Raw genomic sequence first — 23,399 nt, 5'->3', positions numbered from 1 at the left:
GAGTCAGGCCTCGCTGGGCTGCTTGGACCGTTTGGGCTGAAGCGGGTCCGGATCCAGGAAGGCAACGGTGATGACGGCCGCCACCTGGTCTATCTGCCATTGACGGGCGCCGAGGCCCGCCAACGCTGAAGAGACCGACTCAAGATCCACAACTGTGGGCGGGCGCCAGGCGAGCCGGCGGAGGTAATCGGGGGTCAGCACATTCTCGATGGGTATGTTCAAACGCTCAGCGACGGCCAACACACGCGGCTTTGCCGTCTGGAGACGCGCCGCGGCCGCGGGATCCTTCTCCTGCCATACCCGCGGGGGAGGCGGGGCATTGGTCGGAAGCTGGAGTTCGGGAAGGTCCCGGGAGGTTCGGGCCGAAGCGATGCAGCGCAGCCAGCGGGGCGCTTCGCGCTGCGCCGCCCGGCCATGGAACCCATTCACCCCGAGCAGCTGGGGGACCGTCTGGGGCATGGCACGGGCTGCCGCCACAATCGCGCCGTCCGGAATGAGCCTTCCCGGGGCTACATCCCGTTTTTCGGCAAGGGCTTCCCGTTCAGTCCAGAGTTCCCGGACGGCTGCCAGCTGGCGCCGGTCGCGGATCTGGTGAACGCCGGACGTGCGCCGCCAGGGGTCGGTTTTCGGCGCGGAAAGCGGAGTACCCAGTATGTGCTCGAACTCCTCCTCGGCGAAGGCAAGCTTGCCGCTTTCTTCCAGCAGTTCGATGAGGCGGCCACGCAACTCCGTGAGGACCTCGACGTCGAGCGCCGCATACCTCAGCCACGGTTCCGGAAGGGGCCGCTGGGACCAGTCCGCCGCAGAGTGTTCCTTCGCGAGGGTGAAGCCGAGCAGGCTCTCGATCACCGCGGCGAGGCCTACGCGGGGGAGTCCGGCCAGGCGGGCCGCCAGCTCCGTGTCGAATAACCGGTCTGGCCACATCCCCAGGGCCGAGAGGCACGGCAGGTCCTGGGACGCTGCGTGCAGGATCCACTCGACTCCCTGCAGTGCCTCGTTAATGATGGTCAGATCCTCAAACGGTTCAGGATCAATCAGCCAGGTTCCTGAGCCCTCGCGCCTGATCTGGACCAGGAACGCGCGCTGACCGTAGCGGAACCCCGAGGCCCTCTCTGCATCCACCGCTGCAGGGCCGGAACCCGCTTCCAGCGCCTTCGCTGCGCGCGCCAGTCCGGCTGGTGTGTCGATGACGTAAGGAACGCCGTCGCGCGGTTCGTCAAGTAGTGGGAGGGGAGTCTGCGAACCAGCAGGGGCTGCGCTCTCGCTGAGGGCCTCAGTGTCAGGCTCGGATTGCTGCTGGGTCATGATGAAACCAGTCTATCCGGGTGGGAGCGGCGGACTGCGATCATCGGTGCGGCACGCAACCGCTGGTTGCAATGCAGGGAAAAAGCTTCAATTACGACGGCGGTTGGGGAGGGCTGCGACACCTTCCGGAAGTGGTGGCAGGCCGGCGAATGTGCACACCATGTCCGCCCAGGCCTCCAGGTGATTCTGCACGCTGTCGGAATCAGGCGTCCAGGAGGCGCGCAATTCAATGTCGATTGTGTCAACGCGGTCAGCCAGCGATCCAAAACTCTCCGACAGGATCCGTGTTGCCGTGCCACCGGCCGACCGGTAGCCGGCGTCGTGCGTTTGAAGTGCTTCCACAAGCCAGGTCCACGCTACCGAACCGAGCAGGGAATCGTTGCCCATGTCCGGTTCCAGCTGGGCGCGGATATAGGTGACGATCCGGAACGTTCCATCCCATACCTCAGAACCGTCCGGATCATAGAGGAGGATGAACCGACCCGTGGCCAGCTCTTCACCGTCTTCCTGCTGCAGCGCAGCGCGGGCTGGCCCGTGAACGGGGAGCGGGCCGGGGCGGGCATCCTGCAGCACCTCAGCGCCGAGCGCGACGGCGTAGGGGGCCAGGCGGGACGGTGCCGGAATCTCATCGAGACGAAGCTCATTACGGCACTTCGCACGCCGCAGGCCTGCCAGGGCATCCAGGAATTCCGGGGGTACCTGGGAAAGGTCTCCGATAGCGCTCACCCTCGAAGGCTAAACCCCATGGCTTCAGAGTGGGGAGTGCCACGCCGGACGACAGTCCGGGCGCCGGGTGACTCAGCGATCAACCCTTCGAAAATAGGTTGTCTGATTCCATGTCACGCAAGTTCCCGTCGGATGGCCGCGGCGAAGGCGTCGACGTCCTCCGGTGTTGTGTCGAAAGAGCACATCCAGCGCACTTCTCCGGTCGACTGGTCCCAGTCGTAGAAGCGGAACTGTTCCCGGATGCGGTCCGCGGAGCCGGGCGGGAGGATGGCGAAGACGGCATTGGCCGTGGTCGGTTGCGTCAGCGTGACGCCTGCGATGTCCGAGACCGCAGCGGTGAGCCGTGCGGCCATTTCGTTGGCGTGCGATGCTGAGCGCAGCCACAATCCGCTTTCGAGGAGCGCGACCAACTGGGCGGACACGAAGCGCATTTTCGAGGCCAGCTGCATGTTCATCTTGCGGAGGTATTCGAGCCCCGGCGCTGCCCCAGGATTCAGCACAACCACGCATTCCCCGAACATCAGGCCGTTTTTCGTACCTCCGAAGGACAGGATGTCCACACCGGCGTCGCGGGTGAACTCACGTAAGGGCAGTGAAAGTGCGGCAGCGGCGTTGGCGATCCGCGCGCCGTCCATGTGGAGGTGCATTCCGCGGGCATGCACGTGGTCCGCGATCGCCCTGATCTCTTCCGGGGTGTAGAGGGTGCCCAGCTCCGTGGTTTGAGTGATCGATACCGCGAGGGGCTGCGCACGGTGTTCATCACCCCATCCCCATGCCTCAAGGTCAATCAGCTCCGGCGTGAGTTTGCCGTCAGGAGTGGGTACTGCCAACAGCTTGATGCCGCCCACCCTCTCCGGGGCGCCGTTCTCATCCACATTGATATGAGCGGTCTTCGCGCAGATTACTGCGCCCCAGCGCGGCAGGAGCGCCTGGAGGCTGAGGACGTTGGCGCCGGTGCCATTGAACACCGGGTAGGCAACGGTGCCCTCCCCGAAGTGCTCCCGCATGAGTTCCTGCAGGCGGGCGGTGTAGGCATCCTCGCCGTAGGCCACCTGGTGTCCGTCGTTGGCGGCGGCCAGCGCTGCGAGGACTTCCGGATGAACGCCGGAGTAGTTATCGGACGCGAAACCCCGCACGTTGGGGTCATGCAGGCGGGCGGCGGCAGAGAGGGTGTCAGTCACTTTTCCAGTATCTCGTATCAGTGGGTGGCAACGGGTTGTGGAGCGCTGCCCTAACGGTAAGGCTCAGTGGGCCAGGCTTATTCGCTGACCGTTGATGACCGCGGCTTCCTCATCAAAAAGAGCAGCCAGGGCCGCCGCGAGGTCGCGTACGTGGGTGTAACCGGGGAATTTGCGGTCGGGACGAGCTGCCTGCATTTCCTCATCCAGCAGCGCCTTGACGACGACGACAGTTGCTGCGGCACGCTCCTGCGAGCCCTCCTGTTGCCCAGCGAATTGCTGGGCTACGGCCCGGACCCAGGTTTCCGCGGAGGATTTCACCGCAGCATAGGAGGCACTCCCCGCAATCGGTGAGTCCACGGCAGTCGCGGACACGATGGCAAGCCGTCCCCGCGGGGAAGCCTCCAGGTCACCGATGAAGGCACGCGTTGTATTGCGCAACGTGGTCAGGACGGCCCGGTGAAGAAACTCATAATCCTCCTCGCTCTGGTCAGCGATCCCCGATCCACCCCGCCAGCCGCCCACGAGGTGGAACAGTCCATCAACCCGGATGCCGTCCTCACGGAGCGACACGGCGAGTCCGGACACTGCATCGAAGTCCGTCAGGTCGCACGTCCGCAGTTCGACGCCGAGGTGCCCGAGCGAAGAATCGAGCCTTCCGGCATGCGAGCCGACCGCAACGACGCGGGCACCCGCCGTCGTCATGGCCTCGCTAACAGCTACGCCCGCTGCGCTGCTCGCGCCTGCAACGACGACGGTGAGCCCTTCGAGGTCCGGTGCGGAACCGGTCATGAGCTGCGGCCGGTGATGCCGGCTGTGGATTCGACGACTTCCTTCATCTTCCTGTCCAGCGCTTCGAAGAACATGGACAGCGGGAACTCGTCGTCGAGGACGGCGTCTGTCAGGCCGCGTGGAGGGCCGTCCAATGGGAGGGCATCGGGTCCCTTCGCCCAGACAGAGGCGGGGTGGGGGGTCACCGTCTCTGAGACCAGATCATAAGCGGCAAGCCAGTGGGCCATCTTCGGCCGGTCGATGGAGCGCCAGTACAGTTGCTGGATCTTCTCACCGAGGGCGATGACGACGGCGGGAACCTCGTCCCAGTCGATCGAGAGGGTGGTGTCCGTCCAGTGCAGGACGTGGTTTTGATGGAGCCATGCGAAGAGCAGCTGACCCCCCAGGCCGTCGTAGTTGCGAACACGGCTGCCCGTGATGGAGAAGCGGAAGATGCGGTCGAAGATCACCGCGTACTGCACCAGCCGGGCGTGGCGGCGTGCCTCGTCGGAGGCGTCGTCGTCGGCCGCTATGCGCACGGACTCGCGGAACGCCGTGAGGTCGCACCGCAGCTCTTCCAGCGAATACAGGAAATAGGGCATGCGCTGCTTGATCATGAAGGGATCGAAGGGGAGGTCCCCCCGCATGTGGGTGCGGTCGTGGATGAGATCCCACATCACGAATGTCTCTTCGGCCAGTTGCTGATCCGTCAGGAGCAGGCGGGCCTCTTCGGGCAGGTCCAGGCGGGTGATATCAGCCGCTGCAGTGACTACGCGACGGAAACGGGCCGCTTCCCGGTCGGCGAAGATGGCGCCCCAGGTGAATTGCGGGGTTTCGCGGACAGCGACCGTTTCTGGAAAGAGCACGGCGGAATTCGTGTCGTACCCGGAGGTGAAGTCGAGGAATCGGATCGGAACGAAGAGCTTGTTCGAGTACTCCCCAGCCTCGAGCTCAGCGATGAATTCCGGCCAAACAACCTCGATGAGGACTGCTTCGACCAGACGGCTCGAGCTGCCGTTCTGGGTGTACATCGGAAAGAGCACCAGATGCTGGCGGCCGTCAACACGGTTCACCTGCGGCTGAAACTTCACCAGGGAGTCAAGGAAGTCAGGAACTCCGAGCCCGGAATCTTTCCAGCGCAGCAGATCGGTGCGCAGTGCTTCGAGGTAGGCCGAATCGTGTGGAAACAGGGGCGCCAGCTTTTGGACGCAGTGGACGATGGTGTCCACGAGCTCCGTCGCCGCCATGCAATCCGCAGGCTCCGGCACGGATCCATCCTTTGCCTGCAGCGACCGGAGGGCGGAGGCAGCTGCTTTGAGGTCCAGCCAGGCAGGATGCAGCTCGGGTTCCGCTGTTCGGGATTCCTGGACGGGGGACTCGACGGCTTGAGTCATGACTCTCCTTGCGGTGGGGGTGAAAAACTACCCCGAGCGTAGCAATAGGACAGCATTACTTATGTCAAATCAGACTAACCATAAGATAGTCTGTCGCTCGCAAGCTCTCCCATCCAGGCTCCCCGTAGCTCCGCTTAAGCTGCTAACTGGCCGGGACGAGGCGCATGGAAATTGAGTTGATGCAGAACCGCTGGTCGGTGGGATTTCCGTAGCCCTCACCTTCAAAGACATGGCCCAGATGGGAGTCGCACCGTGCGCAGCGCACTTCGACTCTTGCCATACCGAGGGACCGGTCATGGATATAACGCACCCTCTCCTCAGCGAGCGGAGCCCAAAACGATGGCCAGCCGCAATGGGAGTCAAACTTCTCGTTGCTGGTAAACAACTCGTGTCCGCAGGCACGGCACTGATACACCCCCTTGGTATGGGTGTCGGTGTATTCACCGGTGAAAGCCCGTTCGGTGCCGGCCTGCCTGAGCACCTTGTACTCCTCAGGGGTCAGCTCGCTCCTCCACTGCTCATCGGTCTTCTCAACGGGGGCCGACTGGTTGCTGCCTTGGGGTTCTGTTGTGCTCATGATTGGTTCAACGCTCATGAGTCGCCGATAAATCCCGAGCCGGCGTATAGGTGCAGCACCGGGATGCCGAGTTTGTCCTGAGCCTGGTTCGCCCAGTCTGTGTGAAAGGTGTCGGCGACCGCATGCGGTCGGGTGAAGACAACCGCCTGTTGCGCGTCATGGGTGGCTACGGCGCCAACCATTGCCTCGATCGGGTTGCCTGCCGCAACTTTCCCATCCGCAGGAAGGCCGACGGCAGCCAGGGCGGCAAGGGATTGCTCAAGCGCACGATGGGCCGATAACCGCGCATCTTCAGGGGAAGGCTGACCGGACGAGAGATCCCGAAAGGCGTCTGCGAACTCGAGCAGGCTCAAGTGGTTGAGAAACTCTCCCAGCAGGTTTTTGTGCCGGTCCTCCGGGAGAACAACAAAATAGCCAACCGCTTCTTCCCCTGCGAGCCTGCGCAAATTGCGAACGTCGGCGTCCGTCAGGGGGACTTCTGCAAGAACCACGATTGTCTCAGCCATGCAGTAAGACTAGTGCGGAGGACCCGCCCTTCATAAGCTGTGCCGGGACCGCGTAGGGGTTTCCCACCGACACTCCGCCGCCTGCGAGCGTTCGCCGCGAGGCGGCGGAGTCAGTCACAATAGGCATATGCCAGTCAGCACAGCCCCAGTCACTGAAGGCAAATACCCGTGGCTGCGATGGGCGGCCTTGGGATTGGGAGCGGGCGCCGCAGCCACGTCCATCATCGCTGGCGCCACCTCCGCACTCGCGGCGCACTTCGCCAAGGAAGTCGTCACTCCCGGCAAGCGGGATGAGAAGCTGGAAATACTCGCCGTCGTTCAATCAACCGATGGCTTGCAGGTAATTCTCCCCGCGAACGAAGACACCACCGTCGAAGGCACGTACAGCCTCTATTTCGACGGCGGTGGCGGGCACGCGCGGATTGGCGTCATCCGCTCCTACGTGCCAAGGGAAGGCACGGTCCAGCGCGACGTCGAAGAAGTCTATTCAGGTGACCTCCGGTCGGCCACCCGCGGGTGGTGGAGCGGATCTGTCTACTCGGAACCATCGGACCTGGGCTACGCGAACGAGCGGATAGCGGTACCTGTTTCCGGCGGGCTCGCTCCGGCCTGGCTTATCCGCGCCGAATCGCCGGCCAGGACATGGGCGATCATGGTGCATGGCAGGGGAGTGCAGCGCTCCGAGGGACTGCGGGCGGTGCAGACCGCGCGTGAGCTTGGGATGACCAGTCTGCTTGTTTCCTACCGGAATGACGGCGAAGCGCCATACGCTCCCGACGGGCGGTACGGCCTGGGAATGACTGAGTGGCAGGACGTGGAGTCCGCGATGGAATACGCCTTCGGCCACGGCGCTGAGGACGTTGTTCTCTTCGGCTGGTCCATGGGCGGAGCCATTTGCCTTCAGGTTGCAGACGTGTCCAGGTACCGGACCCGCGTCCGGGCCTTGGTCCTGGACGGTCCGGTCATTGACTGGATGAATGTGCTGACCCACCAGGCAGAGGTGAACCGCATCCCCGCGCCGGCCGGTAGGCTCGGTCAATGGCTCATCTCGAACCGGATCGGCAAAGCGGTAACCGGGCTCGCCACACCAGTGGACCTGAAGAGCATGGATTGGGTGACGAGGGCGGACCAGCTGACCATTCCCACGTTGATCCTGCACAGCGAGGACGACGAATTTGTTCCGGTTGGCCCCTCAGCGGAATTGGCCGAGCGGAATCCCGCGTTCGTGACCTTTGAGCGGTTCCACCGGGCCCGGCACACCAAGGAGTGGAACGCGGACCCGGACCGCTGGCACGGTGTCGCCACCCGTTGGTTGGGCGAGAACGTTTTCAGCCGCGCGGCTCCCGGGAACCGGCTAAACCGCTCCTGATTCCCTGAGCTTGCGCTTGATGCGGCCGAGCATGGCCGTCATTCCCCGCAGCCGAAGCGGAGTGATGGCGCGGGTAAGACCAAGGAGCTCCGGGACGTCGTCGGGCACCGAGAGGATCGTGGCTGCCGGTAATCCGTCGAGGCCTTCCTGAAGGATGCCGGCGAACCCACGGGTAGTGGGCGCCTCAGGGGGAGCGGAGAAGTAGAGCGATACGGTCCGTTCCGTGTTGTCCTGCATTTCGACCGTCAGAAACAAGGGACTTTGGCACTCCACTACCTGTTCCAGCAGTTCTGGATGGTCCTGCAGATGCTCTGGCAGCGCGGGCAGGCCGCGGGAGAACTCGAGCAGCAGCTGAAGCCGGTCCGGCTCGGAAAGCGCCTGGAAGTCATCGATGATCTCTGCGAGCTGTTGGGGTAGTGCCGTTGTTTCCACTGCGGTCCTCAATCTGCCCCAGGCAGCTTTCCTGCCCGGGGCACCTAGTCTATTGCTACGCGCGGGCAGGCGCGACGCCGCGCTCTTCACCCTTGACGATCGGTACACGGACTGCGTTGCCCCACTCCGTCCAGGAGCCGTCATAGTTGCGGACCTTTTCGAAGCCGAGCAGGTGCGTGAGGACGAACCAGGTGTGGCTGGAACGCTCACCGATGCGGCAGTAGGCAACGACGTCGTCGCCCTCCTTCAGACCGGCTTCGCCGAGGTAGATCGCCTCCAGCTCTCCGCGGTTGCGGAACGTCCCGTCTTCTGCCGCCGCGCGCGCCCACGGAACGGAAGCAGCCGATGGAATATGCCCGCCACGCAGCGCGCCTTCCTCGGGGTAAGCCGGCATGTGCGTGCGGGCGCCCGTGTACTCATCAATTGAACGAACGTCGATCAGGGGATTGCCAAAGTGGTCCAGGACATCACTAAGGTAGGCGCGGATGGGCGCATCATTGCGCTCAACAGCGGGGTAGTCGGTTGCTTCCGGCCCAGGCACGTCCGTTGTGAGCGCGCGGCCCTCGGCGATCCACTTGTCCCTGCCGCCGTCGAGGAGACGGACATCCTCGTGACCAAACAGTGTGAACACCCAGAGTGCGTAGGCGGCCCACCAGTTGGACTTGTCGCCATAGATAACCACGGTGGAGTCCCGCGAAATGCCCTTGGCTGACATCAGGCGTGCAAATCCGGCACCGTCGACGTAGTCACGGGCAACCTCGTCATTGAGGTCAGTGTGCCAGTCGATCTTCACGGCACCCTCAATGTGGCCGGTCTCGTAGAGCAGTACATCTTCATCCGACTCGACAACCACAAGGCCGTCAGAACCGAGATTATTGGCCAACCACTCGGTGGAGACGAGGCGCTCGGGGTGGGCGTACTCGGCGAACTTTTCGTTGGTGTCTGTTGCGACGCTCATCCGTAAATGGCCTTCCTGTATCGATCACTGATTCTTCTCTAGCCTAACCACGAGCCGGGTTGATTGCTTCCGCCTGGGTCATCGGGCGCCTTATTGACCTTCACCGTATGGGAGGGCACCGATGCCTGCATCGATCGCGTTCCGCTGCGCTGACGTATTGTTGCCTAGCGCGGTCCAATCAGCCGCCTCAAGACTTACCGACGAAAGACGCTCCGCCTGTGGCAACCATCGAACATCTGACCCAACGCACACCGAAGGTCTCCGTGGACGGGCTGCTCGATGGTTTCTACCCTTCGGAGCGGTTCGGCGATGTTTCGTTCGAGTCCTACCGCCCGGACCCGCAGCAACCTTCCCAGACGGCCGCCGTAAAGGCGTTGCGTCACTTCGCTTCGACGGTGAACGCTCCCAAACCCAGTGGACTAAGAAAGCTTTTTGGATCGAAACGGGAGGAGAGCCGTGCGGGGATCTACCTCGACGGCGGATTCGGTGTGGGTAAAACCCACCTCCTGGCATCGCTATGGCATGCCACCTCGGGCAGGAAAGCCTTCGGGACCTTCGTCGAGTACACCAACCTTGTCGGTGCGCTGTCCTTCCGGAAGACGGTTGACGCGCTGAGCGGTTACCAGCTCGTGTGCATCGACGAGTTTGAACTCGATGATCCCGGCGACACCGTCCTGATGTCGAGGCTCATGCGGGAACTGGCCGACGCCGGCGTGAAGCTTGCGGCCACTTCGAACACGCTGCCTGGATCCCTCGGAGATGGAAGATTCGCCGCCGTCGACTTCCAACGTGAGATCCAGGTACTCGCAGACCAGTTCGATGTCGTCCGGATCGATGGTGAGGACTACCGGCACCGGGGCCTGCCAGAAGCGCCCGCACCGCTTTCTGAACAACAGGTCCGTCGTCGGGTGCGGTCGCTACCAGACGGAACAACCGTTGCGGAGGACAATTTTGGCGACCTCGTCAGGCATCTGGCCGGCGTCCACCCCAGCCGCTACCGCCAGCTGATAGACGGAATCGACGCCGTCGCCTGGCACAACGTCGAAACCATCAGCGAGCAGGCAGTCGCCTTGCGCTTTGTTGTGCTGGCGGACCGGTTGTACGACAAAGACGTACCCATCCTTGCCAGCGGCAGGCCGCTGAGCGAGCTGTTCACCGCGGAAATGATGGAGGGCGGCTACATGAAGAAGTACTATCGCGCTGTGTCGCGGCTGACTGCGCTCGCGCGGCAGGCGGAGGAGCCTGCAGCCTGAAGCAGGGATTGCCGGGAACCGGTTCATATGAGGCCCAGCAAGACGAAAGCGCCGACACTGCCTCGCAGCAGGGTCGGCGCTTCTTTGTCGTGCTAAAGGTGATCAGGCCGGAACGTTCGGCGGATCAGCAGGCTGGGTGCCATCCTTGCCGTCGACATTGTCGACCATCGAGGAGGCCTTGGACTGAACCGAGTCGATCTTGTCGGAGTACTTGCCACCGGTCTTGCTGTCAACGAAGTTTCCAGCGTTCTCGATGCCCTCCTTGATTTTCCCGGAGTTCTCGCCCACCAGTCCGGCTGCCTTGTCCTTCAACTCTCCGGCCTTGCCTTTGAGCCCGTCAAAAACAGACACAGACACCTCCCTTCTTCACCGGGAACCTCTTGTTCCCTCCGCTGACCATCATAAAGAGCAGGTGTGCCGCGGCCAAGGGTCTGCGGTTTCGCCCTCAGCGTGAGGCGGCGTGCAGGTTTTTCCGGTGGGCGCTGTCTTTGCGGGGCGGCCGCCGTATTGCCTCGGCAGCCCTGGTGTGACAGCCTGATTGAGCTACAAAGCACCCGGACGAGGTGCGCCGTACCCGGCCAGCGAAAAGACGGCGCTCAGGAGCAGATCATGGCGTGGGTCATCCTCGTTATTTCAGGGGTTCTGGAGGCTGTGTGGGCAACCGCACTGGGCAAATCGGAGGGACTCACCAGGTTGTGGCCCTCCGTGTTCTTCGGGGTTGGGCTAGTACTCAGCATGATCGGGTTGGCCTGGGCCATGCGTACGCTGCCCACAGGCACGTCCTACGCAGTGTGGGTGGGCATCGGCGCGGCGCTTACTGTCACTTACGCCATGATATTCGACGGCGAGACAGCCTCTTTGGCGAAGGTGCTTCTGGTGCTGGGAATTGTGGCGTGCGTTGTGGGGCTGAAAGTTCTGCACTAGGACTCTTCCGCCTGCGGTGCACCCCTGGAGATGACTCTGCCTGTCTGCTCAAGGCGATTTTTTTGGAGCGGACGACGGGATTCGAACCCGCGACATCCACCTTGGCAAGGTGGTGCTCTAGCCAGCTGAGCTACGTCCGCGAAAAGGCGCCTCCCAAGGAGGCGCCTTGCGTGGGCGATACTGGGATCGAACCAGTGACCTCTTCCGTGTCAGGGAAGCGCGCTACCGCTGCGCCAATCGCCCGTGGCTTGCAAATCACCCGTATGGAGGTGGGGACGGGATTCGAACCCGCGTATACGGCTTTGCAGGCCGCTGCCTCGCCTCTCGGCCACCCCACCGTGACCCACCTGAGCAGGATCGCCAACCGGAGCCGGCGAATACAGTGACTTGCGAGCGGACGACGGGATTCGAACCCGCGACATCCACCTTGGCAAGGTGGTGCTCTAGCCAGCTGAGCTACGTCCGCACGAAAGAATTCCGGTTTTGAGCAGCGAATCTAAGAAACGATTTGCCCGTCCCCGGCGTCTTTCCAACGAGTAAGAACAATATCCGAGGAACATGCGTTCGTCCAATTCGGATTCGCCCAGTGTGGCTCCGTGAAATTGCTGGAACTGGCTGTATAAGGCGGTGTTACAGGCCGGTCTGCGCCCTACAGCGTAGTTCCCGAAGTGTCGGTAACGGATGACACACTGGAATCATGACCGAGCCGCTCCTTGCACACGCCACTGATCGCGGGCGGATGTATTCCCGATCGACGTCCGAGCCGCCCACTGTGCCGTCAATAACCACCGTCATCTCCCAGGCATCGAATTCTTCACTGGACGGTTGGTTTGGCTATATGGCGGCAAGCGCGCTGGCGCAGGATCCCAGGCTTCCCGCCTCCCTGGGCAATGCCAACGAAATGCGGGCCGTTATTCAGGACGCTTCAAAGGCAGCGGAGCGTTACAGGAATGCGGCTGCTTTTCGCGGTTCCCGGGTTCACTACTACTGCGAGCAAATAGCGTTGCGGGATCTCGGCCGGGATCATGCCGTGGAGCGCGCGCGCCAGGACCTTATTCAGAACGGCGAAGAGGAATTCGCTGCCCGGTTCGACGAATGGTGGACGCTGTACGCTGTCAAGCCCATTGCGCCGGAAATTACGGTCTGGAACGCTGAACTCGGTTACGCCGGAACACTGGATCTGGTTGCAACCATCGGGGGGCGGTTGTGCATCATTGACTTCAAAACCCGGGCTACTGATCGCGACGGGATGGTCAAGCCCTTGGATGAGAAGGTCGTGATGCAGCTCGTAGCAGGGATGAAAGCCCAGGAATCGTTGGTTGACCCCGTGGCCGGAACCTGGGAACCCTGGAAATATGGAGCCGACCCAGTGCTGCTAGGGGTAGCGGTCGGCCAGACCGAAGTACGCGCGCTGCGGGCGAACCCGGAGGTCCTCAAGCAGCACTGGTTCAAATTCTGCGCGTTGCGGCGCGCGTGGGAAGCCAATGCCGAAGCCGCCGTTGCCGGCAGCGCGTTACTCGCAGTGCCCCCTCCGGCCGCCGCTGAACCCCGGAGCGCGTGATAAACGGCCACAACACATAGAATTGACCTGCTTCAGCGGCAAATATATCTGCAGAGCTGACGCTTATCATCACAAAATCGAAGGACGCACTTCCGTATGGCGGTTATGAGTATCAGGTTGATCGGCGATCCGGTGCTGCGCACGCCTGCCGTCGAGGTCGCGGAATTCAGCCCTGAGCTTGCCAGGCTGGTGAACAACATGATGGAAACCATGCACAGCGTTCGCGGTGCTGGCCTCGCCGGCCCGCAGGTGGGCGTTTCATTGCGGGTCTTCACCTACGCCGTCGACGGCGAGGAAGGGCACGTCATCAATCCGGAACTGGTACTGGGTGATTCGGTTCAATCCGGTGAACTGGAGGGTTGCCTCTCCGTTCCCGGTCTCGGCTTCGACCTTGCAAGGACCAACGAGGTACTGCTGCGTGGTTTTGATACATCTGGAGCGCCACTGGAAATTAGCGCCACGGGCATGCTTGCACGCTGCTTCCAGCACGAGACCGACCACCTCGACGGGCGGCTGTACATTGACCGGCTTCAGGGCGAAGACCGCCGGAAAGCCATGCAGTCGCTTCGGCACACCAGTTACAACTCCGTGGCGTCCAGCACGGCGAAGGAACGTGCCTCGGCGGTTGGGTCTGCCTTCGGCTCGGCAACGCCACCTGTCGCCGTCTCTCAGCCGGACGCCCGGCCCCGCGTGGCCGCAAGGCGCGGTGCGGAGTGAGGCTGTTATTCGCGGGAACGCCTTCTGTGGCGCTTCCTTCCCTGGCTGAACTTCAGCGGACCGGCCACGAGATTGTTGCCGTCCTGACCAGGGAGGACGCACCCATCGGGCGCAAAAGGGTTATCACTCCAAGCCCGGTTGCCGCTGCAGCAGCTGATGCGGGAATCGAAACCATCAAAGCGAACCGGATCAATTCCGGTGTGATCGAGCGCATCGCCGAGCTCAAACCGGACGCCGCAGCCATCGTTGCCTATGGCGGCATCGTTCCACCGGCAGCGCTGGACATCCCTGCGCATGGATGGATTAACCTGCACTTCTCCCTCCTACCAGCCTGGCGCGGTGCAGCACCTGTGCAGCATGCATTGATCAACGGGGATGATGTCACCGGGGCCTCAACGTTCCTCCTCGAGGAGGGGCTCGACACCGGCCCGGTGTTCGGCACACTGACTGAAGCAGTTCTTCCGGATGACACAAGCGGCGCCCTGCTGGACCGGCTTTCGATCAGCGGAGCAATCCTATTTGCACAGACCCTCTCCGCAATCGGGCAAGGCCGCGCGCAGGCGGTTCCACAGCAGGGCGAGCCCTCGTTCGCCCCCAAACTGACCGGAGCAGACGGACGCGTGCGCTGGAACGAGCCCGCGCTGGCGATCAAACGGCGAATCAGCGGTGTTACACCTGAGCCCGGCGCATGGACCACCCTGAACGGCCAGCGCTGCAAGGTCGGGCCGGTCAAGCTGCGCACCGCCGTCGTTGACCTGGAGCCCGGGGCCATAGCCGAGGCGGACGGCACGGTCCTCGTCGGCACCGGATCCCATGCCGTGGAGCTGGGCACGCTGCAGCCGTCCGGACGAACGCCACTTCCAGCTGCGCAGTGGTACCGCGGCGCACGCCCCAATGATCTGAGGTTCGAATGACACCTGAACAGCGCTCCGGCGACTCAAGCCGGAGGAACGAACGCGGGCGGGAGCGGAACCGGTCAGGCGCCCGAAGCTTTTCGACGGCGGCACCCTCGGAGCGCACCCGCCGCGCGGACCCTGCGCGGCTGGTTGCCTTTGAGGTGCTGCGCGCGGTCGCTTCGGACGACGCCTACGCGAACCTCGTCCTTCCAACCAGCATCCGTAAGCACCGGCTCGGCAGACAGGACGCCGGATTCGCCACCGAGCTGGCCTACGGTGCCCTTCGTGGGCAGGGCACCTACGATGCAATCCTTGCTTCTTGCGTTGACCGTCCGCTTGATCAGTTGGATCCGGCCATTCTCGATGCACTCCGTATCGGCACGCACCAACTCATGGCCATGCGGGTGCCCGCGCACGCCGCGCTGGACCAGACTGTGGGCCTCGCACGCGCTGTCATCGGAGCTGGCCCTTCGTCCCTGATCAACGCGGTGCTGCGGAAGGTTTCGCGCCGCTCGCTCGAGGAGTGGCTCAATGAGCTCACCCAGGGCATTGAGGATCCGGTGCGGCTGAGTTCCCTCCGGCACAGCCACCCCGAGTGGATCGTCCGCGCGCTGCGTCAAAGCCTGGTCGCACACGGACGCGACGTAGTGGAGATCGACGAGCTTCTGAGGGCCGACAACGCGGCGCCGGTGGTGAACCTGGTGGCCCTTCCTGGTATCGGATCGCTCGAAGAAGCCCGTGAGGCAGGCGCCCGGAGCGGTGAAGTGGTGGGGGATTCGGCGCTGTTCGCCGCGGGGGATGTGGGACGCCTGAAAAGTGTGCGGGAAGGCACCGTCCGGGTCCAGGATGCCGGCTCGCAACTCGTTGCACGGGCGCTGGCGGCCGTGAACCTGGCAAAGGAAGCCGAAGGTAAAGAAACTTGGCTGGACATGTGCGCCGGTCCGGGCGGTAAGTCAGCCCTCCTCGGTGCCATTGCCGCGCAGCGTGGACACACACTCGTGGCCAACGAACCCTCCGAACACCGAGCCGCCCTGGTGCGCCAGGCGCTGGGTGCCGTGCCGAAGAGCGTCTGGAGCGTCCGCGTCGGAGACGGCCGGGACGTTGGCTCGGACCATCCGGATGGTTTTGACCGCGTCCTCGTCGACGCGCCGTGCACTGGCCTGGGTGCTCTCCGCCGAAGGCCCGAAGCGCGCTGGCGCCGCACTCCCGCTGACCTGGTGGAGCTTGGTCCGCTGCAGAGGGAGCTGCTGCGCGAAGCGCTCGACACAGTCCGCCCGGGCGGCGTGGTGGCATACGTCACCTGTTCGCCTCATCCGGCCGAGACCAGCGCGGTCGTGCAGGACTGCCTTCGCGGCCGAGAGGGCTTCACTCTCCTTGACGCGGGTGCTGCACTCGACAGCGTCAGCCTCGTGGATACGCTGAATGCGGGACACGAATCAACGGCTCAGTTGTGGCCGCACGTCCACGGCACAGACGCCATGTTCCTGGCCCTCATCAAGCGCTCCTGAATCCCGAAAGGTTCCCATGGCCTCCTGCTGTATCCACCCGAGCATCCTTTCGGCCGACTTCGTCAACCTGGAGTCCGAACTGAAGCGGATTGCCACTGCAGACGCCGTCCATGTGGACGTGATGGACAACAACTTTGTACCCAACCTGACCCTCGGGCTGCCTGTGGTGAAGCGTATCCAGGCAGTCAGCCCCATCCCACTGGATATCCACCTGATGATCGACGACGCCGACAGGTGGGCGCCCGCGTACGCCGAAACCGGTGCCGCTTCGGTGACGTTCCATGCGGAGGCAGCTCGCGCTCCTGTCCGTCTCGCCCGCGAGCTCCGTTCCGCAGGTTCCAAGGCGGGCATGGCGCTCCGCCCGGGCACCGCCGTCGAACCCTATCTCGACATGCTCAGCGAGCTGGACATGCTCCTGATCATGACGGTGGAACCGGGCTTCGGCGGCCAGTCCTTCCTCGACATCACGCTGCCCAAGATCCGGCGGGCGGCCGAAGCAATCCGAGGCGCTGACCTCCCCGTGACCGTGCAGGTGGACGGCGGGATAACAGAGGAAACCATCCTGCGGGCTGCAGAAGCTGGAGCGACAGTGTTCGTTGCGGGCTCATCGGTCTACGGCACGTCCAGTCCGGAAGCAGCGATCGCAGCACTGCGCAAAGCGGCGTCCTGACCAGCGCACAATCCGTAGTGCACGAGAAACCGCGGTCAGCAATGCAGCAACGCGGCACCTGAAGTCAGTTGTCGGGTATTCCGGTGATCGATACGCGCACGGCAACCGCATCGAGGGCAGCTTTCCGCAGGATGTCCAGGCGCGGATCAGGGACAGTCAGCACGGGTAGCAGCGGCAGCCGCGCGTAGTGTGCAAGCCTGGTGTGGCTGAGGCAGGCAGAGATGAGCTGGCTGTCGCCACCGGTTTGTAAGCAGTCCAACCGGTGGTCCCCGAATATGGCCCCGGCGCGCTCTGCTGCCGTTTCCACCAGGCCGTCAGCCTGGTTTGCGCGGCGACGGGCGAACCGCTGCTGGGACCAACCACCGGCGGCAGTGCGTGACTGCACGTATTTGGTGCCTGTCTTCGAAGCGAGCAGGACCCCACCACGGGAGACCCCTGCGGCATACCCACCGCGGCGAATGAGCAACAGGCCCACGGTGACCGGCGGTTCGGTGGAGAGGAGCAGCGCGTCCACCGCGTCCTGGACGGTCAGGGAAACGCTGTTGGCGTTCGCAGCCGTGCCGCCGGTGCCGGTAAGCGCCGGCGTCAATTCCGCTGTGCACCCGTTCACGGCCTGGAGAACGACGACGGCGCCCCGCTGCTCCGCTGTGACGCTCCCGTTCCGTTGGCCGAAGCGCTCGACCCATCCCTGAAGGCGTTCGGGGGGCACCAGCACCTGGCGGCTGTCCGGCATTGTGCGTCCTTGTCCGTGGGGCGGTCGGTGTCGGTCATTCACAGTAGCCTTGGCACTGTGAATGACCTATTCAGCCTGGATCCCAACGAACAGGATGACCATCAGCCCTCCGGCTCAGCTGGCACCTGGAACAGGCCGAGGAGCCCCCTGGCGGTCAGGATGCGGCCGCGGAGCGTTGACGAGGTTGTCGGTCAGCAGCATCTGCTCGGACCAGGTTCACCGCTGCGGATGCTCGCGGGAGGCGAACCCGCCGCCCGTGTTGGAGCACCCACCTCGGTGATTCTCTGGGGTCCACCGGGTACCGGAAAGACCACCCTGGCGCATGTCATTGCGCGGGGCCCCGGGCGAAAGTTCGTGGAACTGTCCGCCATAACGGCAGGTGTTAAGGACGTCCGGCGCGTGATGGATGAGGCACTGTCATCCCGGGACCTCCACCGCATCACCACTGTCCTCTTCCTCGATGAGATTCACCGTTTCAATAAGGCGCAGCAGGACGCACTGCTGCCCGGCGTGGAGAACGGGTGGGTGGTCCTCATCGCCGCTACCACCGAAAACCCCTCCTTCTCGGTGGTCTCCCCCCTGCTTTCCCGCTCCCTTCTGCAGACGCTGAGGCCTTTGGACGAGGAGGACATTGCGGCGCTTTTACGCCGCGCAGCGACGGACCCCCGTGGCCTTGCCGATCAGATAGCGCTCGACGACGACGCCCTCACCCACCTGGTGCGCCTGGCCGCCGGAGACGCGCGCCGGGGACTTACGGCACTGGAAGCTGCTGCCGCCGTCGCGCAGTCCGGGGAGCCAACGGCGTCGGACCTTTCAACGCCGTCGGATGGCAGCGCTGATTCCGAACCTTCGAACGAGCCGGTACGGGTTACCCTGGCTCACGCGGAGAAGGCGGTGGATGTTGCCGCGCTGAGGTATGACCGCGCGGGGGATCAGCACTACGACGTTGCCAGCGCGTTCATCAAATCGCTGCGGGGTTCCGACGTCGACGCAGCGCTCCACTATCTTGCGCGGATGCTTGAGTCGGGGGAGGACCCGCGGTTCGTTGCGCGCAGGCTGATGATCTCGGCCGCAGAAGATGTGGGGATGGCCGACCCCACGGCGCTCCAGACCGCTGTTGCCGCTGCCCAGGCTGTTCAACTTGTGGGGATGCCCGAAGGGCGGATCATTCTCGCCGAGGCGGTTGTGCACATAGCTACCGCGCCAAAGTCGAACGCCGCCTACAACGGAATCAACCAGGCCATTGCAGACGTCCGGGCGGGCAAGGGCCAGGGAATCCCGGCTCACCTCCGCGACGCGCATTACCCGGGCGCACGCCAGTTGGGGCACGGGAAGGGGTACATCTACTCCCACGACGAGGCCCACGGCATCGCCGCCCAGCAGTATGCGCCGGATGACCTCGTCGGTAAGGACTACTACGAGCCCACTGACCGCGGAGCCGAGCGGGCTGTATCCGCCCGCTTGGAGAAGCTCCGCGCCATTATTCGCAGGCGCTGACTGCTGTTAGTATTGACGGTTGACTGGCAAGTCGCGGCTCACCCATGTGCGGATCACTGCACCTTGGCGAGGCCCGCGGACTGTAGCACCGGAAAATGCGGCCCCTTCCGGCTCTCCGAACGTGGAGGCCAGCCACACAAGAAAGCGTCCTGCTGAGGCGAGAACCGCAGCAGACTGCTTTGCCGCAGAAACATTGAAAGGTGAACGTGGCTAACAACACACGTGCCCGCCGTAAGGTGCGCATCTCGCGCGCCCTCGGCATTGCTTTGACCCCTAAGGCCGAGAAGTACCTGGAGCGTCGCCCGTACGCGCCGGGTCAGCACGGCCGCTCCCGCCGCAAGCAGGACAGCGACTACGCGGTACGCCTGCGTGAAAAGCAGCGTCTGCGCGCCCAGTACGGCATCCGCGAAGCGCAGATGGCCCGCGTCTTCGAAGAGGCCCGCCGCACCGCTGGCCTGACCGGTGAAAACCTGATCGAACTGCTCGAAATGCGTCTTGACGCCCTGGTTCTGCGTGCAGGTTTCGCCCGCACCAGCGCCCAGGCACGCCAGCTCGTGGTCCACCGCCACATTATGGTTGACGGCGCACGCGTGGACCGCCCATCCTTCCGCGTCAAAGAGGGACAGCTGATCCACGTCCACACCCGCAGCGAGACCATGGTTCCGCTGCAGGTTGCTGCAGCCGGCGCGCACCGCGACGTGCTTCCCGCAGTGCCTGCCTACCTTGACGTACAGCTTGAGAAGCTGCAGGCCCGGCTGGTTCGCCGCCCCAAGCGCTCCGAGGTCCCTGTGACCTGCGAAGAGCAGCTCGTGGTGGAATACTACGCTCGCTAGGCAGCAGCATTCCGTGCGGTCTTTGCACGCAAACTGAATATCAGTACTGAAGAGCCCGCGGCGCACGCCGCGGGCTCTTCAGTAGGTAAGGTACATAGGGAATTGCGGGTATCAGTCCGCCGAGGCCGAGTGCTTAAGGAGTTGTTCAAACATGTCAGGTGGAGATATCGCCGGGCTGATCGCTGCCGGGGTTTTTGCGGTCCTCGTGGCTCTGCTTGCCGTTCCTGTGTGGAAGCTCGGCAAAGTTTTTGATGAGCTCCGCCAGGCGATCCGTACGGTCAGCGACGGGACCACTCCGCTGATCGACGAGGTGACGAGCACCGTCACGACAACCCATCAGCAGTTGAAGAACGTCGACGGCATCACCTCCCACGTCTCCGACGCGTCAGCAAATATTTCTGCGCTCTCTTCGCTCGTCGCTGCAACCGTCGGATCGCCGATCATCAAGGTCGCCGCCTTCTCCTACGGTGTGCGTGCAGCATTGGCGTCCAGGCGGAAGCCGTCGCCGCGCCGTCGTAGTCGCTGACTGCCGCAACCGATTCGCCTAGACAGAATGAGGATCTCCTAAATGATCAGACGAGTTTTCTGGCTCACCGCCGGAGTGGCCATCGGCGTGGTGGCCGTGCGGAAAGTTTCCGCCATGAAGTCTGCGGTCGGCCCGGAGGGCCTGAACCGCACGGTGGCGCAGTTGGCTGACAGCGTGTCGGACTTCGCTGATGCGCTGCGCCAGGGCATGCAGGAGCGCGAAACCGATCTGCGCACGGCGCTCGGCATCGACGCCGACACCGAGACCGACGCGCGAGTCTGAGCGCTTCAGCGCTACTCCAGCCACGGCTCCGTACCTGCTTCGGCACCCGTTCTCCAGAACCGCAGCGCACCGTTCCCCCGCAAACCAAAAGGATTCACATGCTGTCCCAAGAGATTGCCCGCCGCTGGCTCGACTACTTCGAGGGCCAGGGCCACACCCGGGTTCCGTCGGCCTCACTCGTGTCGAGCGACCCCTCGCTGCTGTTCACCGTGGCGGGAATGGTGCCGTTCATTCCCTACCTGACTGCGCGCGAAGTTCCTCCATTCGACCGGGCGACGAGCATCCAGAAGTGCATCCGCACCGCGGACATCGAGGAGGTCGGTAAGACGGCCCGCCATGGCACGTTCTTCCAGATGTGCGGAAACTTCTCCTTCGGTGACTACTTCAAGCAGAATGCCATCCGCATGGCCTGGGAACTGATGACCGCAAGCGTGGACGACGGCGGGTTCGGCCTGCCAGCTGACCGGTTGTGGGTCACGGTGTATGAGGAGGACGAGGAAGCCCTTGCCATCTGGCGCGACGAAGTGGGGTTCCCCGCTGGGCGCATCCAGAAAATGGGTAAGAAGGACAACTACTGGAACACGGGCCAGCCCGGTCCCGGCGGACCTTGCTCCGAGATCTTCTATGACCGCGGCGCCGAGTATGGCAAGGACGGCGGGCCTGAGGCCGATGAGGACCGCTACATAGAGATCTGGAACCTTGTCTTCATGCAGTACCAACTCTCAGCCGTACGCAGCAAGGACGACTTCGACATCGCCGGTGAGCTGCCGAAGAAGAACATCGACACCGGGCTCGGACTTGAGCGCCTTGCGATGATCCTTCAGGGCGTGGAGAACATGTATGAGACCGACCAGGTCCGGCCGGTCCTCGACAAGGCGTCCGAACTCTCCGGCCGCGAGTACACCAGTGCAGAGTCCGACGACGATCCCCACCACCAGGACGACGTACGGATGCGTGTGGTTGCCGACCACATCCGTTCCGCGCTCATGCTGATTACCGACGGCGTGAGCCCCTCCAACGAGGGCAGGGGTTATGTGCTGCGCCGCCTGATCCGCCGGGCTGTGCGCGCCATGCGCCTCCTCGGTGTCGAGAAAGCGTGCCTCCCCGATCTGCTGCCCGTCTCCCGTGACGCGATGAAGGGTGTGTACCCGGAGGTCGAGCAGGACTTCGAGCGCATCAGCCGGATCGCCTACGCCGAGGAAAAAGCCTTCCTGCGCACCATAGCGTCAGGCACGGCCCGCCTTGAGGAAGCTGTGAAGGAATCGAAGAGTGTGGGCCGTGCCCTGACGGGTGAGGAAGCATTCAGCCTGCACGACACCTATGGCTTCCCAATCGACCTGACGCTGGAGATGGCTGAGGAAGCCGGCGTCCAGGTGGATGCTGAGGGGTTCCGCTCCCTCATGCTCGAGCAGCGCCGGCGCGCGCAGGCCGACGCGAGGGGCAAGAAGGCCGGCCACGCTGACATGTCGGTCTTCAACGATTTGCTGGCCAGTGGGGACACACTCTTCACCGGTTATGACGAGTTGACCAGCGAAGCGGTTGTCCGTGGAATCGTCATCGGCGGCGTATCCGTACCTGTGGCGCGGGCCGGCGATGAGATCGAACTGATTCTGAACCAGACGCCGTTCTACGCCGAAGCGGGCGGACAGGCGGCGGATACCGGGCGCATCACGGGCAACGGATTTGTTGTCGAAGTGACCGATGTCCAGCGTCCGGTCAAGGGCCTCAGCGTGCACCGCGCCGTGGTGCGGGAAGGCGAGATCACGCGCGACGCCGTCGTCACCGCGGCTGTAGACCGTCAGCGCCGCCATGCGGGCGAGCAAGCACACTCCGGCACGCACATCGTTCATGCGGCACTGCACCAGGTCCTCGGCCCTGAAGCGCTGCAGCGGGGCTCCTTCAACAAGGCCGGCTACCTGCGCTTCGACTTCGCCTGGGGAGAGGGAATTAGCCCGGGCGCCCGTACTGAGATTGAGGAAGTATCCAACCTGGCGATCCGCGGGAACCACCCCGTCGATACAAAGATCATGGCGCTTGACGATGCCAAAACGCTGGGCGCAACTGCACTCTTCGGCGAAGCCTACGGCGACACCGTTCGCGTGGTTGAGATTGACGGACCCTGGTCCCGGGAATTGTGCGGCGGAACGCACGTTGACTCGACGTCCCTAATCGGCACCCTGACACTGCTCGGTGAGCAGTCGGTGGGTTCAGGCAACCGGCGGGTCGAGGCGCTGGTCGGAATGGATGCATTCCGACACGGCGCCGCTGAGCGCGCACTGGTCAGCGAACTGTCCGAAATGCTGAAGGTACCGTCACCGCAATTGCCTGAACGGCTCAGCGCCACCCTCAACCGCCTGAAAACTGCCGAGAAGGAATTGGAACGGCTCCGCAAGGAACAGCTCTCCTCTGCCGCAGCGTCCCTGACCGACACCGCGGAAGACCTGGGCGGCGTACGGCTCATCGGGCACGACGCCGGAGTGATCAGCAGCGCTGACGACCTCCGGGCGTTGGCCCTTGACCTGCGCGGGCGCCTTGGCTCCGACGCAGCGGTTATTGCTGTGGCCGGGGTGAGCAAGGAACGCCCGGTCGTTCTGGTGGTCACCAACGAGGAGGCCCGCAGTGCCGGAGTGAAAGCCGGCGCCCTGGTACGTACTGCTGCCGGTGTGCTCGGCGGTGGCGGCGGCGGGAAGGACGATATGGCGCAGGGCGGCGGATCGGATCCCTCCATGGTGCCAGCTGCCCTCCAGGCAATCCGTACGGCCGTGGTTTCCCGTTAGCACTGG

General features: G+C 63.7%; 24 protein-coding genes, 4 tRNA genes and 1 riboswitch. Of the genes, 13 read left to right on the top strand and 15 right to left on the bottom strand.

The window, feature by feature from the left end; all coding sequences use genetic code 11:
- Window positions 1-3 precede the first annotated feature (3 nt).
- The 7 genes from ACWA1U_RS13055 to ACWA1U_RS13025 all read right to left on the bottom strand — a co-directional run bounded on the left by ACWA1U_RS13055 (window position 4) and on the right by ACWA1U_RS13025 (window position 6,457).
- Window positions 4-1,305, bottom strand: a complete 1,302-nt coding sequence (locus ACWA1U_RS13055) for an HRDC domain-containing protein (protein WP_463722601.1) — start codon at window positions 1,303-1,305, stop codon at window positions 4-6.
- Between the two features lie 87 nt (window positions 1,306-1,392).
- On the bottom strand, window positions 1,393-2,022 hold the full coding sequence (locus tag ACWA1U_RS13050) for a DUF3000 domain-containing protein (protein WP_463725045.1): 630 nt from the start codon (window positions 2,020-2,022) through the stop codon (window positions 1,393-1,395).
- A gap of 122 nt (window positions 2,023-2,144) precedes the next feature.
- Window positions 2,145-3,212, bottom strand: a complete 1,068-nt coding sequence (locus tag ACWA1U_RS13045; protein ID WP_463722600.1) for a threonine aldolase family protein — start codon at window positions 3,210-3,212, stop codon at window positions 2,145-2,147.
- A 63-nt stretch (window positions 3,213-3,275) separates the two neighbouring features.
- Complete coding sequence (locus ACWA1U_RS13040; RefSeq protein ID WP_463722599.1) at window positions 3,276-4,001, bottom strand: SDR family NAD(P)-dependent oxidoreductase; 726 nt, start codon at window positions 3,999-4,001, stop codon at window positions 3,276-3,278.
- Window positions 3,998-5,374 (bottom strand): DUF6421 family protein, encoded by a 1,377-nt coding sequence (locus ACWA1U_RS13035; RefSeq protein WP_463722598.1) that lies wholly within the window; start codon window positions 5,372-5,374, stop codon window positions 3,998-4,000. The genes ACWA1U_RS13040 and ACWA1U_RS13035 overlap by 4 nt, the downstream gene beginning before the upstream one ends.
- Window positions 5,375-5,516: 142 nt before the next feature.
- Entirely contained in the window at window positions 5,517-5,951 is a 435-nt protein-coding gene (msrB, locus tag ACWA1U_RS13030; protein WP_463722597.1) for a peptide-methionine (R)-S-oxide reductase MsrB, read from the bottom strand.
- Window positions 5,952-5,965: 14 nt separating this feature from the next.
- Window positions 5,966-6,457 carry a hypothetical protein gene (locus ACWA1U_RS13025; protein ID WP_463722596.1) on the bottom strand — a complete coding sequence of 164 codons (492 nt, stop codon included), beginning with the start codon at window positions 6,455-6,457 and terminating at the stop codon, window positions 5,966-5,968.
- Window positions 6,458-6,584: 127 nt separating this feature from the next.
- Between ACWA1U_RS13025 and ACWA1U_RS13020 the strand changes: the two genes are divergently transcribed.
- Window positions 6,585-7,826: an alpha/beta hydrolase family protein gene (locus ACWA1U_RS13020; protein ID WP_463722595.1), complete on the top strand. Its 1,242-nt coding sequence runs from the start codon at window positions 6,585-6,587 to the stop codon at window positions 7,824-7,826.
- Here the strand turns inward: ACWA1U_RS13020 and ACWA1U_RS13015 are convergent.
- Both ACWA1U_RS13015 and ACWA1U_RS13010 read right to left on the bottom strand, forming a co-directional pair.
- Window positions 7,812-8,258 (bottom strand): SufE family protein, encoded by a 447-nt coding sequence (locus ACWA1U_RS13015; protein WP_463722594.1) that lies wholly within the window; start codon window positions 8,256-8,258, stop codon window positions 7,812-7,814. The two genes, ACWA1U_RS13020 and ACWA1U_RS13015, sit on opposite strands and share 15 nt — an antisense overlap.
- A 55-nt stretch (window positions 8,259-8,313) precedes the next feature.
- Window positions 8,314-9,216 (bottom strand): sulfurtransferase, encoded by a 903-nt coding sequence (locus ACWA1U_RS13010; protein ID WP_463722593.1) that lies wholly within the window; start codon window positions 9,214-9,216, stop codon window positions 8,314-8,316.
- Between the two features lie 218 nt (window positions 9,217-9,434).
- Between ACWA1U_RS13010 and zapE the strand changes: the two genes are divergently transcribed.
- Window positions 9,435-10,469, top strand: a complete 1,035-nt coding sequence (zapE, locus tag ACWA1U_RS13005) for a cell division protein ZapE (protein ID WP_463722592.1) — start codon at window positions 9,435-9,437, stop codon at window positions 10,467-10,469.
- A 102-nt stretch (window positions 10,470-10,571) separates the two neighbouring features.
- On the opposite strand, the gene ACWA1U_RS13000 is transcribed toward zapE, so the two are convergent.
- Complete coding sequence (locus ACWA1U_RS13000) at window positions 10,572-10,820, bottom strand: antitoxin (protein WP_463722591.1); 249 nt, start codon at window positions 10,818-10,820, stop codon at window positions 10,572-10,574.
- 186 nt (window positions 10,821-11,006) lie between these two features.
- Window positions 11,007-11,068, top strand: a riboswitch (guanidine-III (ykkC-III) riboswitch).
- Window positions 11,069-11,078: 10 nt separating this feature from the next.
- On the opposite strand from ACWA1U_RS13000, the gene ACWA1U_RS12995 reads away from it, so the two are divergent.
- On the top strand, window positions 11,079-11,393 hold the full coding sequence (locus tag ACWA1U_RS12995; RefSeq protein WP_463722590.1) for a DMT family transporter: 315 nt from the start codon (window positions 11,079-11,081) through the stop codon (window positions 11,391-11,393).
- 63 nt (window positions 11,394-11,456) lie between these two features.
- On the opposite strand, the gene ACWA1U_RS12990 is transcribed toward ACWA1U_RS12995, so the two are convergent.
- The 4 genes from ACWA1U_RS12990 to ACWA1U_RS12975 form a co-directional block, all read right to left on the bottom strand.
- A tRNA-Gly gene (locus tag ACWA1U_RS12990) sits at window positions 11,457-11,533 on the bottom strand.
- A gap of 31 nt (window positions 11,534-11,564) precedes the next feature.
- Window positions 11,565-11,636, bottom strand: a tRNA-Val gene (locus ACWA1U_RS12985).
- A 21-nt stretch (window positions 11,637-11,657) separates the two neighbouring features.
- Window positions 11,658-11,731: transfer RNA gene (locus ACWA1U_RS12980), tRNA-Cys, on the bottom strand.
- A gap of 54 nt (window positions 11,732-11,785) precedes the next feature.
- Window positions 11,786-11,859, bottom strand: a tRNA-Gly gene (locus ACWA1U_RS12975).
- Window positions 11,860-12,090: 231 nt separating this feature from the next.
- On the opposite strand from ACWA1U_RS12975, the gene ACWA1U_RS12970 reads away from it, so the two are divergent.
- The 5 genes from ACWA1U_RS12970 (at window position 12,091) to rpe (ending at window position 16,745) form a co-directional block, all read left to right on the top strand.
- Window positions 12,091-12,954 (top strand): cytochrome, encoded by an 864-nt coding sequence (locus ACWA1U_RS12970; RefSeq protein ID WP_463722589.1) that lies wholly within the window; start codon window positions 12,091-12,093, stop codon window positions 12,952-12,954.
- Between the two features lie 96 nt (window positions 12,955-13,050).
- Window positions 13,051-13,671 (top strand): peptide deformylase, encoded by a 621-nt coding sequence (def, locus tag ACWA1U_RS12965; protein ID WP_463722588.1) that lies wholly within the window; start codon window positions 13,051-13,053, stop codon window positions 13,669-13,671.
- Complete coding sequence (fmt, locus tag ACWA1U_RS12960) at window positions 13,668-14,585, top strand: methionyl-tRNA formyltransferase (RefSeq protein ID WP_463722587.1); 918 nt, start codon at window positions 13,668-13,670, stop codon at window positions 14,583-14,585. The genes def and fmt overlap by 4 nt, the downstream gene beginning before the upstream one ends.
- Window positions 14,582-16,075, top strand: coding sequence for an RsmB/NOP family class I SAM-dependent RNA methyltransferase (locus ACWA1U_RS12955; RefSeq protein WP_463722586.1), 1,494 nt, complete (start codon window positions 14,582-14,584; stop codon window positions 16,073-16,075). Before fmt ends, ACWA1U_RS12955 begins: the two co-directional genes overlap by 4 nt.
- A 16-nt stretch (window positions 16,076-16,091) precedes the next feature.
- On the top strand, window positions 16,092-16,745 hold the full coding sequence (gene rpe / locus ACWA1U_RS12950) for a ribulose-phosphate 3-epimerase (RefSeq protein ID WP_463722585.1): 654 nt from the start codon (window positions 16,092-16,094) through the stop codon (window positions 16,743-16,745).
- A 64-nt stretch (window positions 16,746-16,809) separates the two neighbouring features.
- Here rpe and ACWA1U_RS12945 read toward each other — a convergent pair whose 3' ends face one another.
- Window positions 16,810-17,478, bottom strand: coding sequence for an acVLRF1 family peptidyl-tRNA hydrolase (locus tag ACWA1U_RS12945; RefSeq protein WP_463722584.1), 669 nt, complete (start codon window positions 17,476-17,478; stop codon window positions 16,810-16,812).
- 57 nt (window positions 17,479-17,535) lie between these two features.
- On the opposite strand from ACWA1U_RS12945, the gene ACWA1U_RS12940 reads away from it, so the two are divergent.
- The 5 genes from ACWA1U_RS12940 (at window position 17,536) to alaS (ending at window position 23,393) form a co-directional block, all read left to right on the top strand.
- Complete coding sequence (locus ACWA1U_RS12940; RefSeq protein ID WP_463722583.1) at window positions 17,536-18,975, top strand: replication-associated recombination protein A; 1,440 nt, start codon at window positions 17,536-17,538, stop codon at window positions 18,973-18,975.
- A gap of 206 nt (window positions 18,976-19,181) precedes the next feature.
- Window positions 19,182-19,808 carry a 30S ribosomal protein S4 gene (gene rpsD, locus ACWA1U_RS12935; RefSeq protein WP_463722582.1) on the top strand — a complete coding sequence of 209 codons (627 nt, stop codon included), beginning with the start codon at window positions 19,182-19,184 and terminating at the stop codon, window positions 19,806-19,808.
- 151 nt (window positions 19,809-19,959) lie between these two features.
- Window positions 19,960-20,334 (top strand): DUF948 domain-containing protein, encoded by a 375-nt coding sequence (locus ACWA1U_RS12930; protein WP_463722581.1) that lies wholly within the window; start codon window positions 19,960-19,962, stop codon window positions 20,332-20,334.
- Window positions 20,335-20,376: 42 nt separating this feature from the next.
- Complete coding sequence (locus ACWA1U_RS12925) at window positions 20,377-20,616, top strand: DUF6167 family protein (protein ID WP_463722580.1); 240 nt, start codon at window positions 20,377-20,379, stop codon at window positions 20,614-20,616.
- A 98-nt stretch (window positions 20,617-20,714) separates the two neighbouring features.
- Window positions 20,715-23,393, top strand: coding sequence for an alanine--tRNA ligase (gene alaS, locus ACWA1U_RS12920; protein ID WP_463722579.1), 2,679 nt, complete (start codon window positions 20,715-20,717; stop codon window positions 23,391-23,393).
- The last annotated feature ends 6 nt before the right edge of the window (window positions 23,394-23,399 follow it).

The organism is Arthrobacter sp. TRD_SC_6, assembly GCF_055361185.1.
The sequence above is the reverse complement of the archived record's forward strand: the minus strand, read 5'-3'. Positions and strand labels throughout refer to the sequence as shown.

Coding starts and splice junctions, on each gene's coding strand:
- ACWA1U_RS12995 (WP_463722590.1), top strand. CDS start 11,079: ATGGCGTGGGTCATCCTCGTTATTTCAGGGGTTCTGGAGGCTGTGTGG.
- def (WP_463722588.1), top strand. CDS start 13,051: ATGGCGGTTATGAGTATCAGGTTGATCGGCGATCCGGTGCTGCGCACG.
- ACWA1U_RS13040 (WP_463722599.1), bottom strand. CDS start 4,001: ATGACCGGTTCCGCACCGGACCTCGAAGGGCTCACCGTCGTCGTTGCA.
- alaS (WP_463722579.1), top strand. CDS start 20,715: ATGCTGTCCCAAGAGATTGCCCGCCGCTGGCTCGACTACTTCGAGGGC.
- ACWA1U_RS13035 (WP_463722598.1), bottom strand. CDS start 5,374: ATGACTCAAGCCGTCGAGTCCCCCGTCCAGGAATCCCGAACAGCGGAA.
- ACWA1U_RS12955 (WP_463722586.1), top strand. CDS start 14,582: ATGACACCTGAACAGCGCTCCGGCGACTCAAGCCGGAGGAACGAACGC.
- ACWA1U_RS12930 (WP_463722581.1), top strand. CDS start 19,960: ATGTCAGGTGGAGATATCGCCGGGCTGATCGCTGCCGGGGTTTTTGCG.
- ACWA1U_RS13020 (WP_463722595.1), top strand. CDS start 6,585: ATGCCAGTCAGCACAGCCCCAGTCACTGAAGGCAAATACCCGTGGCTG.
- rpe (WP_463722585.1), top strand. CDS start 16,092: ATGGCCTCCTGCTGTATCCACCCGAGCATCCTTTCGGCCGACTTCGTC.
- ACWA1U_RS13025 (WP_463722596.1), bottom strand. CDS start 6,457: ATGGCTGAGACAATCGTGGTTCTTGCAGAAGTCCCCCTGACGGACGCC.
- ACWA1U_RS12945 (WP_463722584.1), bottom strand. CDS start 17,478: ATGCCGGACAGCCGCCAGGTGCTGGTGCCCCCCGAACGCCTTCAGGGA.
- ACWA1U_RS12970 (WP_463722589.1), top strand. CDS start 12,091: ATGACCGAGCCGCTCCTTGCACACGCCACTGATCGCGGGCGGATGTAT.
- ACWA1U_RS13010 (WP_463722593.1), bottom strand. CDS start 9,216: ATGAGCGTCGCAACAGACACCAACGAAAAGTTCGCCGAGTACGCCCAC.
- ACWA1U_RS13055 (WP_463722601.1), bottom strand. CDS start 1,305: ATGACCCAGCAGCAATCCGAGCCTGACACTGAGGCCCTCAGCGAGAGC.
- ACWA1U_RS12925 (WP_463722580.1), top strand. CDS start 20,377: ATGATCAGACGAGTTTTCTGGCTCACCGCCGGAGTGGCCATCGGCGTG.
- msrB (WP_463722597.1), bottom strand. CDS start 5,951: ATGAGCACAACAGAACCCCAAGGCAGCAACCAGTCGGCCCCCGTTGAG.